We start from the raw sequence: 8,925 nt of genomic DNA, 5'->3' as shown, positions 1-8,925 counted from the left end.
GCGGCATCCAGGGAAAAGAACTGCACCAGCCGCTCGGCATGCAGCGTCTCATGGCGGGCCCGGTAATCCTCCAGGGTGCCGGTGATCAACAGCGGCATGGCCAGTTCGTGCAGACCGTCACCGTGCCCATCCTGGGGCATCAGCGACAGCGAATAGCTGACGTCGAGCATCCGCGCGAGGTTTTCCGCGCGCTCCAGATAGCGCGACATCCAGTACAGGTCCGAAGCGGTTCGACTCAACATGGCAGGCTTCCTTGATCCTCCACTACCCAGGTGTCCTTGGTGCCGCCACCCTGGGAGGAGTTCACCACCAGGGAGCCTTCACGCAGCGCCACACGGGTAAGACCCCCGGGCACCACACGGGTTTCACGACCGGCGAGGACAAAGGGGCGCAGATCGATATGCCGTGGAGCGATACCGTTCTCGACAAAAGTCGGGCAGGTGGACAGGGACAGAGTCGGCTGAGCGATGTAGGCCTGCGGACGGGCCTTGATCCGGGCACGGAAGGCCTCGATCTCCTCAGCGCTGGCGCTCGGCCCCACCAGCATGCCGTAGCCGCCGGAGCCCTGGGTTTCCTTGACCACCAACTCCGGCAGGTGCGCCAGCACGTGGGACAGCTCATCGGGCTTGCGACACTGCCAGGTGGGCACGTTCTTGAGGATCGGCTCCTCGTCCAGATAGAAGCGGATCATCTCGGTGACAAAGGGGTACACCGATTTATCGTCGGCCACTCCGGTGCCGATGGCGTTGGCCAGCACCACATTGCCTGAGCGATAGGCCGCCAATAACCCCGGAACACCCAGCATCGAGTCGGGGTTGAATGCCAAGGGATCCAGGAAGGCGTCATCCAGGCGCCGGTAGATCACGTCCACCGCCTGGGGGCCATCGGTGGTGCGCATGAAGACCCGATCGTCGCGAACAAACAGGTCGGCGCCCTCCACCAGTTCCACACCCATTTCCCGGGCCAGGAATGCATGTTCGAAGAAAGCGCTATTGAAGCGGCCCGGGGTCAGCACTACGACACTCGGATCATCCATCTGGCTGGAGCTCTTCAGGGTATCGAGCAGCAGATTGGGGTAATGATCGATGGGAGCGACGCGCTGGGCGGCGAACAGCTCAGGGAACAGGCGCATCATCATCTTGCGGTCTTCGAGCATGTAGCTGACACCGCTGGGGGTACGCAGATTGTCCTCCAGCACGTAGTAGCTGCCGTCGCCATCACGCACCAGATCGATGCCGCTGATATGGGAGTAAATGCCCCCGTGCAGATCCAGGTCCTGCATGGCCAATTGGTACTGGTCATTGGCCAGGACTTGCTCGGCGGGAATGATTCCGGCGCGGATAATGCGCTGTTGATGATAGAGGTCGGCGAGAAACAGGTTCAGTGCCCGCACCCGTTGAATGCAGCCGCGCTCGATGATCTGCCATTCACTGGCCGGAATAATGCGTGCAATGGTGTCGAAGGGAATCAGCCGCTCGGTGCCCTGCTCGTCGCCGTAAAGGGTGAAGGTGATACCGGCGCGATGGAACAGCAGATCGGCCTCACGACGCCGCCGGGCCAGAAGCTCGTCGGGGGTACGCTCCAGCCAGTTGGCAAACTCTCGGTAGTGTGGACGAACCTGACCATCGACCCCATGCATCTCATCAAATCCGCTGCAGTTCATGCCGCACTCCCTGTCACCCGGACATCTGGGCCTGGCAAGCCCCGCGTCATTGGCATAAGCGCCTTGAAATCCAGTAATTGCAGCAACCCGGTGTATGCCCCCCCCTTTGCGAGAAGCCAGTCCCCCTCCCCTCCTTGCGCGTAATGGCCTGGCGTGGGTTTTGGCTATCACCAGCATAGTCAGAGTTGATTTCACTGCCGGGTGGCGCACGGAGATAATCGCCCCATCGAGCAAACACTTCGCCAAGCCAGATGAAGTCGCTGCTGCAACCTTGATGACGCCGATGACAACCGGGTCCGGGCTCTCACGACCGGTTCCCTCTCCTGACCGGTCTTCCCTTTTAGCCACCCTCTCAGGTGGCTTTTTTTTTGCCTTTGCGGCCCCTGAAAACACAATTGGCCGACCCGGGGGGTCAGCCAATTGTCAGTCTCGATGCACACAACCTGGGCTATACCAGGCGCCCACGGATTTCCTGTTTCACCCCCCAACCTTCAATGATGCCTCCCAGGGGTTCGACCACTGCCTCGAAGTCCTGTTCAAAATCCCCGATGCCGCCATGGGTGGCGTACATCACCTTGCTCAACTCCAGATACCAGGCGCCGTCGTCACGCACGCTGACCTGGGCATTCAAGGATTCACCACGAAACTGTCCTGCCGCCCTGCGCGCCCGCTCCTCATCCGGAAAAATGGCGTAGAACTCGATGGGATGGAATCGTGAAAAGTCAAAACCGCCTTCTTTCATGCGGCGCAACACACTGCTGCTGAGGTCTTCTTGAAAGGCTGTGCTCATGAAACGTCCTCCTCAAACTGATGGATAGACTTTCCGTGCTTCCCGACCCGCCGGCCAAAAGTGACCGGCATCACGACCCGGGGTGAGTCGTCAGGAAACAAGCATGGAGCTGACAAGATCAGAGCTTAGCGAAGAATTCGCTGATCTCGTTTGCAGATTAGCGCCAACACCTGGACGACGCCAGAAATTGCTGTCGGAGCCCTCTCTGCTCTCATTGCATCGGCGTAATGCTGAGAATCTGAATGCTGTTCTGCTCTTTCAGGCTCTTGAGGGTGGGTGCATCGGTGCGCCCGTCCAGATCATTGAGATCCAGTTCGGCACTCACCGGCAGCAACCTGGCCCGCACCAATTGTGCGGCGCGCTCCAACGTCGGTTGCTGCTCGCAATCGAACTGCTCGACGGACTGGACGCCATGATCATCCACGAAAGTGACTTGCCACTTTTGCATCAACGCCTCCTCGATAGCCCCATGAGTGGGCCTACAGCATCTCGACCTTGGGTGCGAGGCAAACGTTCCACAGCGCTGGCGGGGCAACCCCATAAAAAGACCGCCCGGAGGCGGCCTTGATGAGTCCCTTGGACAATCAGCCGATTACGGCTTTTCGGCACGGGCCTTGAGTGCCTTCAAGGTGTTGAAGGGGGCATCAACCACGAACTTGTTGGCCAGCCAGGACGGCACGCTGCCACCCGGCTCGGTGTGCACCTGATAGGTCACTTCCACCTGATCGGCACCTTTGGGTACAAACTTCCAGTAACCCTCGACCTGAGACACGCGCACGAAGCCTTTCTCTTCGGGAATGTAGGTCGGCACGCCTTCCAGCTTGCGGGTCAGGCTGCCATCGGCGGCCTCGCTGGTGGTGATGTGCAGTACCGAGTCACGGGCAGTGACCGGCCAGGGGGTATTGAACTGGGTGTAGGTCCAGCTTTGATCACCCTCATGCTTGAGCAGCTTCTGGGTCTTGCACTCGTGAATCCAGGAGCAGGCACCGGCCACGTCTTCCTGCAGCGCGCGAAGCTTGGCGATGGAGGTCTTCATGGTGGTGACACCGCGATAAGCCTTGTACTTGGAACCGGCCACTTCACTCAGGGAGATCTTGATGCCGTCTTCTTCCTTGGCCGTTTGCCAGTCTTCGGCGTGGGCCGTTGCCGACAGCAGCACGGTTAAACCACAGAGCACAGCAATTCGTTGCAGCGAACCCATTGTCTTATTCCTTATTGTTGAAGTTCCGTTCATTGAAACTAAGCAGCCGTCACTTGTTCCCACCAACCGATCAAACGGATGGCATCTTCTCGGCTTTCGCCACATACCTCAGGATCTGCCTGAAATGCCCCACAGACCGCTGGCCGCTCCGGCATGCCGAAAAGACCACACAGGTGTTCGACAGAAAGGTGCAGGCAACGTTCTCCCGCCGGCTTGCCATTGGGCATTCCAGGAATCGGCGTACTGATGGAAGGGGCAATGCAGCAAGCGCCACAACCTTCACGGCAGTTCATGACGAAAAGCTCCTCGCGACAAGCATAGTGTTGAATGACGCCGGACAAGAGTAACCGCTAAAACAGCCGTTTAAAATTACTCAAAGAACGGATTTGACGCACAACCGTGCGTGACTGATCAGTCTCCGACAAAGTGTCGGCCAGCTCGGTCACAGAGAGGCTGAAGAATTTATTGCTTGAACTCGAAATCCAGGGCCGCACCCTCGATATCCCGACGCTCCTCGTTGCGTAGCTGCAACTGCATTTCGTTGCTGAGCAATCGGCCGTTGAGTTGGAACGGGCTGCTTTCCTTGGGCTTCTCGCCAAACATCTGCGGCAGCAAAGGCTCGCGCTTGGGTAGCGGCACCGCTCCCACAGGCTGCAAGTGCTTGACCATTTCCGGCGGCAGGCTCAAGTCGAGCTTGGGGCTGGCCAGCGGTGTCTTGATATCTTGATAGGCCCACTTGGACTTGGCCTGGGCCTTCTTGGGCGCAGGCTTGGCCTTTTTCTTGGGCTTGGCTTTGCTGGCGCTGGCAGGCGGCTTGGTCTTGCTCGCCGGAGCCTGCTTGGCGCTGGGGGACTTGCTTGAATGGGTAACGCTGGCAGCCGGTTTGTCCGGGGTCGAGGCCGCCTGGACAGGCGCCGCAACGACTCCCAAGAGGCAGGCACTCAACCAGATCGCAGGAAAAAAGGCTTTCATAAAGGCAGGTAGATCGACAAAAGGTGCCCTATGCTCGCTTGTTGCAAGCCCCATGACAAGCACGGGACCACAGTGTTTAGAATCCGCCGGCCGCCTCTTGGCACAACTGACTGGCGAGCATGCCCAGGGTCATCAAGGCTCGCTCGGCCTCACGGTTCCAGGGTGTCCCGCAATTCAGGCGCACGCAGTGGTTGAACTGCTCGGTGTTACTGAAGATCAACCCCGGAGCGATGCTGATGCCCTGCTGCAAGGCCCGCACGTGCAGTTCCTGGGTGTTGACCCGCCCCGGCAGGCTGACCCAGAGGATGAACCCGCCGTTGGGCCGGGTAATCTGCGTGCCTTCCGGAAAATACTGCTGCACCGCCAGTTGAAAGGCGCTGAGGTTCTTGCGGTATTCCTGGCGGATGTAGCGTAGATGCCGGTCATAACCACCGTTCTCCAGATACGCCGCAACCCCCATCTGCGTCACGCTGCATGCAGAATGGGTACTGAAGGTCTGCAGGCGCTGGATCTCCTGCTGATACTTGCCTGCGATCATCCAGCCGATGCGCACCCCCGGTGACAGGGTCTTGGAGAAGCTTGAACAGTAGATCACCCGGTCCAGGCGGTCATAGGCCTTGAGGGCCTTGGTGCGCCCCACTTCGAACATCAGTTCGCCATAGATATCGTCTTCGACCACCTGGATATCGAAGTCCGAGGCCAGGCGCAGCAGTTGCTTCTGCCGCTCCTCCGGCATGGTTCCGCCAAGAGGGTTGCTCAGGCGCGTAGTCAGTACCAGGGCCTTGATCGACCACTGGTTGGCCGCCAGTTGCAGGGCCTCGAGGCTCATGCCCGTGGAGGGATCGCTGGGAATCTCGATGACCTTGAGCCCCAGCAGGTCTGCCAGTTGCAGCAGCCCATAGTAGGTCGGCGATTCAGCGGCGATCAGATCACCCGGCCGAGTCAGGACCCGTAAAGACATCTGCAGAGCATCGACGCAACCGTGGGTAATCACCACTTCCGAAGGGTCGACCACCACCCCGGCATCGCGCATGCGAATCGCCACCTGGCGCCGCAAGGGCTCGAATCCCGGACTGAACATGTAGCTGAACGCCCGTGGACTGTGAAAGCGGGTGACCTTGGCCAATTGCTGATGCAGCGCCCGCACCGGTAGATAGTCAACGCTGGGCACTGCGGCCCCCAGGGGAAACACCCCTTCACGACGGGACTCCACCAGCACCTGCTGGATGATGCTGCTGCGAGTGACCAGTCCCGGACGTTCGACCCGGGCAATGTCCGGGGTCGGCGCGGTCAGCGCCGGAGTCTGGTGCACGTAGTAACCCGATTGGGGGCGCGCACGAATCAGCCCCTGGTCTTCCAGATTGGCGTAGGCCTGGAGCACCGTAGCGTGGCTGACATTGAGCTGCGAGCTCATCTTGCGCACCGACGGTACGCGCTCCCCCGGCTGGTAGACACCACGGCGAATATCCTCAGCCAGTTGCTGAGCGATACGTTGGTAGAGCAAGAGATTGGTCATGGCGCAGCACTCGATTTCACGGCGTTTTATTCTTGTGTGAAACAATACCGGCACAGTTTAGAAGTGTACTGGGACAGTTTCTACAATAGACGAGGACACAGGGCAGTGAAAAGTAGAACTCTCGGGTTTTTGCGACACCCTCAGATATAAAAAAACCCGACGCTTGCCAGGCGTCGGGTTTTTCGGGGACCAAGGAATCAGTGTTTCAGCGAGCTGCGCCGAGTTGGCCCTTGTCGTCGGAGAAGACGATTTCCACCCGGCGGTTCTGCGCCCGGCCCCGCTCGGAGGCATTGGCCTCCACTGGGTAGTCGTCGCCATAGCCCTCGACATGGATACGCTTCTCGTCGATTCCCAGGTCCACCAGCACATCGGCCACCGCCTGAGCACGATCGCGGGACAGTTGCAGGTTGCTCTGACGCTCCCCGGTGTTATCGGTGTAGCCCTCGATGCGCACTACACGCTTGGGGTTCAGCTGGAGGAACTGCACCACCTTGAGCACGGTGCGGTTCGCCGAACTCTTCAACTCGGCTTCACCCGTATCGAACAGCACGTCTCCAAGAGTCATCACCAGACCACGATCGGTCTGGGTGGTGGCCAGGCTGATGATCTGCTCTTCGAGCCATTTTCCCTGCTGCTGCACGCTCAGCAGCTTTGCCTCGCGCAGGGCCAGTTGCAGGCGTTGGCGCTCCAGCTCGAGCTTGGCCGCACGCTCCTGATTCAGCGCCTGTTCGGTGTGCTCACGGGCGATTTCGCTGTAACGACGGCTCAGGTAGGCATAGTGCTCCACGTCGCCACCGCTGCCCCAGTAGGTCGACAGGCGATCGGCGCGAGCCAGGGACTCACCTGCGCGTATCACGTCCTTGGGCGCGATACGCAGCACATTGGAGTCTTCCTTGACCTTCTGGAAGTCGTTGCCGGCTTGCTGCAAGGCTTCCTCACTGTGCTGGCCGGCACAGCCATAGAGACCGGCACAGGCCAACAACACGGCGCCGCCGAAGATACGGATAGAGAGGCTCATTGGGCATCTCCCAGTTGCTTGCGCAGGCGCGTGATGCGGGTATTGAGCACATTTACCTGCTCCTGGCTTTTCTGGGTCAGGACCTTGGCCTCCGCCAGACGCGCGTCCAACTCGGCCTGCTCGGCGCGCATCCGCGCCTTCTTGTACGACTCGTCCTGCATATTGCCCTGGGCCCGGGCGAACTTGTCTTCGGCCAGTTTCAACTCAGGCATGTCCTCGGCCGAAGCCCCCACGGCCTTGGCTTGTTCCAGGGCCTGGGCAGTGAGGCGCATCTGCTCGTTGGGCGCCGGATCGGTTGCACAACCCGCCATGGCCAGCAGGGCCAGGGCAGCGAAAAGTGGTCGAATAGTCACACGTGATTCCTACGGTTTGGGGCTGCTGACGGGTTGCTGCAACTGGGCCTTCCAGCGCTCCAGATTGCGCTGCAGCAAGGCCTCCGTCAGACCGGACGCGGGCAATTCTGTCATCTTTTTTGCCAGCTGTCCGCGCAACCATGGATCATTGCAGGCGGAGTTGTGGGACAAGGCGAGGAACAGCCCCGGTTTGTCGACCGGCTGGGGAAAGGACGCCAGGTCCACCGCCATCCCCAAGGACTGGGCCATGGCCATGCCCGCGTAACGCGGCGCCAGAACGTAGTCCACTTCCCCCAGAAGCAAGGCCTGGAAGACCTGGGTCAGGTTCGGCAAACGCTTGAGTTGCAGATGATCCTTGGCCATGGCCTGAAAGGGCTGGGTCAACCGGGCCTTTTCCGATACTGCGCCGGGATGGCCGGCAAGATCCAACGGCTGGGTGTAGCTCAGGGTGAAGTCCTTGCGGGTCCATACCAGATAGTCGTTCTGCACCAGGGCCGGATGGATGTAGTCCAGGGACTCCAGTTCGTTCAAGGTCAGGGGTGCGTCGACCAGCAGATCCATGCGCCCGCTGCGCACTTCATCCAGGGCCTCGGAGCGTTTACCGGCATACAGCAACTCGACCTTGAGCCCCAGCTCTCCCGCCACCTGCTGCAACAGGTCGGCGCTGGCCCCGATCAGGTGCTTGGGGTTCTGCGGATCGCGCCACAGGTACGGTGGTGCATCCGGGCTGCCGGTGACCACCAGGCGTTCGCACTTGCCCGCAGCCATCGACAGCGATGGCAACAACGCCAGGCCCAACAGCGCTGACCAGCCACTCATGCGGTGCAGATCCATGGCGAAATTCTCCCCCGACAAAAAACACTCATAAAAAAACCCGGCCAAAAGGCCGGGCTCTTTATAAGTGAAGACGCCGGATTAGACCAGCTTCTCCAACTCAGGTACGGCTTCGAACAAGTCCGCTACCAGGCCGTAGTCGGCTACCTGGAAGATTGGCGCTTCTTCGTCCTTGTTGATCGCGACGATCACTTTGGAGTCCTTCATGCCCGCCAGGTGCTGGATCGCGCCGGAGATACCGACGGCGATGTACAGCTGTGGCGCAACGATCTTGCCGGTCTGACCGACCTGCATGTCGTTGGGTACAAAACCTGCGTCCACCGCAGCGCGGGACGCGCCGACAGCAGCGCCCAGCTTGTCGGCCAGGGCATACAGGTGCTTGAAGTTGTCGCCGTTCTGCATGCCGCGGCCGCCGGAAACGACGATCTTGGCAGCGGTCAGTTCAGGACGATCGGACTTGGCCAGCTCTTCGCCAACGAAGCTCGACTTGCCGGCATCGTGAGCGGCGCCCACGGTTTCGACTGCAGCCGAACCACCTTCAGCGGCAACGGCGTCGAAGCCGGTGGCACGTACGGTGA

Annotated in this window: 12 protein-coding genes; all 12 read right to left on the bottom strand. The window is 60.2% G+C overall.

Annotated features, from left to right (window positions below; translation table 11 throughout):
• Positions 1 to 242: alpha-E domain-containing protein (locus tag BLX41_RS35520; protein ID WP_259744959.1), on the bottom strand; the 242-nt coding region annotated here is incomplete at its 3' end.
• The gene (locus BLX41_RS16550; RefSeq protein WP_123725765.1) at positions 236 to 1,663 is read right to left on the bottom strand and encodes a circularly permuted type 2 ATP-grasp protein; all 1,428 of its coding nucleotides are present in this window, start codon (positions 1,661 to 1,663) and stop codon (positions 236 to 238) included. The genes BLX41_RS35520 and BLX41_RS16550, both read right to left, overlap by 7 nt.
• A 448-nt stretch (positions 1,664 to 2,111) precedes the next feature.
• A complete protein-coding gene (locus BLX41_RS16545) occupies positions 2,112 to 2,453 on the bottom strand; it encodes a ribonuclease E inhibitor RraB (protein ID WP_102878950.1) in 342 nt (113 codons plus the stop codon).
• A 211-nt stretch (positions 2,454 to 2,664) separates the two neighbouring features.
• On the bottom strand, positions 2,665 to 2,901 hold the full coding sequence (locus tag BLX41_RS16540; protein WP_123725764.1) for a hypothetical protein: 237 nt from the start codon (positions 2,899 to 2,901) through the stop codon (positions 2,665 to 2,667).
• A gap of 144 nt (positions 2,902 to 3,045) precedes the next feature.
• Entirely contained in the window at positions 3,046 to 3,654 is a 609-nt protein-coding gene (locus BLX41_RS16535) for an START domain-containing protein (RefSeq protein ID WP_123725763.1), read from the bottom strand.
• Between the two features lie 38 nt (positions 3,655 to 3,692).
• Positions 3,693 to 3,947 carry a YkgJ family cysteine cluster protein gene (locus BLX41_RS16530; protein WP_123725762.1) on the bottom strand — a complete coding sequence of 85 codons (255 nt, stop codon included), beginning with the start codon at positions 3,945 to 3,947 and terminating at the stop codon, positions 3,693 to 3,695.
• Positions 3,948 to 4,116: 169 nt separating this feature from the next.
• Positions 4,117 to 4,626, bottom strand: coding sequence for a translation initiation factor 2 (locus tag BLX41_RS16525; protein WP_123725761.1), 510 nt, complete (start codon positions 4,624 to 4,626; stop codon positions 4,117 to 4,119).
• 76 nt (positions 4,627 to 4,702) lie between these two features.
• Positions 4,703 to 6,142, bottom strand: coding sequence for an aminotransferase-like domain-containing protein (locus tag BLX41_RS16520; protein ID WP_011060145.1), 1,440 nt, complete (start codon positions 6,140 to 6,142; stop codon positions 4,703 to 4,705).
• Positions 6,143 to 6,347: 205 nt separating this feature from the next.
• Positions 6,348 to 7,160: an OmpA family protein gene (locus BLX41_RS16515; protein ID WP_123725760.1), complete on the bottom strand. Its 813-nt coding sequence runs from the start codon at positions 7,158 to 7,160 to the stop codon at positions 6,348 to 6,350.
• The gene (locus tag BLX41_RS16510; protein WP_123725759.1) at positions 7,157 to 7,513 is read right to left on the bottom strand and encodes a DUF4398 domain-containing protein; all 357 of its coding nucleotides are present in this window, start codon (positions 7,511 to 7,513) and stop codon (positions 7,157 to 7,159) included. Before BLX41_RS16510 ends, BLX41_RS16515 begins: the two co-directional genes overlap by 4 nt.
• A gap of 9 nt (positions 7,514 to 7,522) precedes the next feature.
• Entirely contained in the window at positions 7,523 to 8,347 is an 825-nt protein-coding gene (locus BLX41_RS16505) for a substrate-binding periplasmic protein (protein WP_123725758.1), read from the bottom strand.
• A gap of 81 nt (positions 8,348 to 8,428) precedes the next feature.
• On the bottom strand, positions 8,429 to 8,925 hold a 497-nt coding region (locus tag BLX41_RS35515), incomplete at its 5' end, for an electron transfer flavoprotein subunit alpha/FixB family protein (RefSeq protein WP_259744958.1).

Source organism: Pseudomonas protegens (genome assembly GCF_003732485.1).
Classification (GTDB): Bacteria; Pseudomonadota; Gammaproteobacteria; order Pseudomonadales; family Pseudomonadaceae; genus Aquipseudomonas; species Aquipseudomonas protegens_B.
Note: the sequence above shows the minus strand (reverse complement) of the source record. Positions and strands in the feature narration are given on the sequence as shown.

Excerpts from the sequence above, each read along its gene's own strand:
- BLX41_RS16550 (WP_123725765.1), bottom strand. The coding sequence starts at position 1,663 with ATGAACTGCAGCGGATTTGATGAGATGCATGGGGTCGATGGTCAGGTT.
- BLX41_RS16545 (WP_102878950.1), bottom strand. The coding sequence starts at position 2,453 with ATGAGCACAGCCTTTCAAGAAGACCTCAGCAGCAGTGTGTTGCGCCGC.
- BLX41_RS16540 (WP_123725764.1), bottom strand. The coding sequence starts at position 2,901 with ATGCAAAAGTGGCAAGTCACTTTCGTGGATGATCATGGCGTCCAGTCC.
- BLX41_RS16535 (WP_123725763.1), bottom strand. The coding sequence starts at position 3,654 with ATGGGTTCGCTGCAACGAATTGCTGTGCTCTGTGGTTTAACCGTGCTG.
- BLX41_RS16530 (WP_123725762.1), bottom strand. The coding sequence starts at position 3,947 with ATGAACTGCCGTGAAGGTTGTGGCGCTTGCTGCATTGCCCCTTCCATC.
- BLX41_RS16525 (WP_123725761.1), bottom strand. The coding sequence starts at position 4,626 with ATGAAAGCCTTTTTTCCTGCGATCTGGTTGAGTGCCTGCCTCTTGGGA.
- BLX41_RS16520 (WP_011060145.1), bottom strand. The coding sequence starts at position 6,142 with ATGACCAATCTCTTGCTCTACCAACGTATCGCTCAGCAACTGGCTGAG.
- BLX41_RS16515 (WP_123725760.1), bottom strand. The coding sequence starts at position 7,160 with ATGAGCCTCTCTATCCGTATCTTCGGCGGCGCCGTGTTGTTGGCCTGT.
- BLX41_RS16505 (WP_123725758.1), bottom strand. The coding sequence starts at position 8,347 with ATGGATCTGCACCGCATGAGTGGCTGGTCAGCGCTGTTGGGCCTGGCG.